Source organism: Amycolatopsis sp. NPDC059027, from assembly GCF_042739735.1.
Taxonomy (GTDB): Bacteria; Actinomycetota; Actinomycetes; order Mycobacteriales; family Pseudonocardiaceae; genus Amycolatopsis.
In genome coordinates, this window is the sequence record NZ_JBHYIK010000158.1 from 1 (window position 1) to 1,987 (window position 1,987).

2 protein-coding genes are annotated in these 1,987 nt (G+C 45.0%); both read right to left on the reverse strand.

All coding sequences use genetic code 11. From position 1 onward, the window contains the following. Positions 1 to 63 precede the first annotated feature (63 nt). Positions 64 to 312: a hypothetical protein gene (locus ACFWY9_RS44745; protein WP_080467411.1), complete on the reverse strand. Its 249-nt coding sequence runs from the start codon at positions 310 to 312 to the stop codon at positions 64 to 66. A 59-nt stretch (positions 313 to 371) separates the two neighbouring features. After that, positions 372 to 1,430, reverse strand: coding sequence for a hypothetical protein (locus ACFWY9_RS44750; protein WP_376642743.1), 1,059 nt, complete (start codon positions 1,428 to 1,430; stop codon positions 372 to 374). Between the last annotated feature and the right edge of the window lie 557 nt (positions 1,431 to 1,987).

Here is a 1,987-nt window from a genome sequence, read left to right on the forward strand (position 1 = left end):
CATTACGCCCAGGGCTCCGTTATTTAATAGTATTGAATAGATTTGCTCCACAAGTCACACCCCCTACACCCTTGCCGAGAATAGGAATACGACAAGGAACACAATGCCGAACCCCAGCAAGATTTGTTTTGATGTAATAGGGTCTTGCTTTACGTCATGCTCTTTTGCTGTGTCCTCATCATCGACAAGAGACATTTGATCTTCAGCTTCGGGAACTGTAGACGTTCGGGTACTCATAAACCCCATGTTTGGATATAAGTCTGCGGCATGGTAGAACATTTCACCTAGACCCATTTGTGATGGTGCGTTCATATAAATCCTCCTTCGTAGTAGTCAAATAAGAAAAGGAGGGAAAAGCCCTCCCGCGTGTATTAATGCAAGCGTGAAAGCTTTTCAGCAACGATTTTCACGCGCCCGCCTTTTTGAGTATTGAAGCGAATCCAAAACTCTGTAAGACGTTCGGTGTCAATATAGTCACGAGAGCCGCCGAGGTTTGGCAAGCCTTGGTTAGAGAAGTCAAACACATAAACCCCATCCGGTAAGACATAACCCAAGTCCGAATGATTTCGGGCTGCAAGTGCTGACGGCTTAATGCTGTAAGGGATGTCGGCTTGGTTAAATACCAATTCCAAGTTGCCCGCAAAGTCGCTGTCCTTCAGCGGGTTGCCTGACTCATCCGTAAAGTAAAACATGAGTTTACGGTAGATCGTCCCTGTCTGAAGCTTCACGATATTTTGACCGTTCCCGGTGAACTGTTCGCCTTTTTCGTTTACAAGCTTCAGGACAGAAATATCCGGCATAGCTTGTGGTACAGAAGGGACGGAGAACGTTTCAATTGTCGGCGTGATTTTCAATTGCTTCAGTGTAACGGTGTCTCCAGTAGCCAACTGATACGCGTCTTGCGCGCGTGCTGTATCAATCTGAAGGGAAACGGTTGTCTCCTCGTTTTGTAGCAAGATAAGACCGACCGGGTCACGTTGGTTTAAAGTTAATGGCAGCGCGACTTGGAATTTAATACGCGCGTCTTTACCTGACGTGCTCGCGGCTGTTTCAATGTAAGATAACGCCCGCGGACTTGATGCAGGTAATAGAACGTCTGGATTCAATCGGTTTAAGCTGTATAGGTGAAGGGCTTCGCCTGACACAACAAAAGGACGGAATCCACTGTTTAATTCCAGTGCAATATTTCTGATAATCTGGTATGGTGAAAATGGTTTAGTTGGAATTGCCGCGTTCTGCGATTTGAGAGAGACAGTCGCGTCAAATTCAACTAAAATTTGTGATAGCAGGCGTACTTTCGGTAGGTTGAATGATACCGTTTGTGCGTCCTCTGTCACTGTCTGTGTACCCATCATCTGCCATGTTTGGCGGGTAGCCTGCGAGAATAGTTGAGCCTTTGCCTGTGCTGATAGTTGCTGTTGAGTTGCCATAAATTAAAATTCCTCCTTAGACTTCTGCCGCGATTGTAGATACAACCGGGATATGATATTTTGCTGAAGCTTTCTTAATAATCCACATGAAAACCATCGTGATAAATACAGTAATGAACGTATGAACTAACCATTTAACCTTCATGCTTTTTTCCTCCTTATACTGCGTTTACTAATTGCGTCACACCGTTAACCGGATGCTTCGTGACAATAACCTTTGTTACGACAATGACCATCATTGTGAATAGCGCAATGACAATCATGTTCTTCAGCCCGACACCTGCAAATTTTCGTGTCTCCAAGTCATCACCTCCTTTAAAGCTTCAATTTTGCTAGTACCGGGTTTTGCATACCCACTTTCCAATACCAAAAATTGTGCCCGCCGGGTTGCTCCATAAATTGCGGCATCCCTGTTGCTTTCACAATCTTTTTACGGTCATCCGGGTTTTGCATGGTGAAAATGAAATAGTGTGAACTGTTGGCCATAGCAATTAACGGAATTTCTGTTGGGCGCTGGGTACAATCCCAAACTAAAGATTATTTAGAACGCCCGCGCG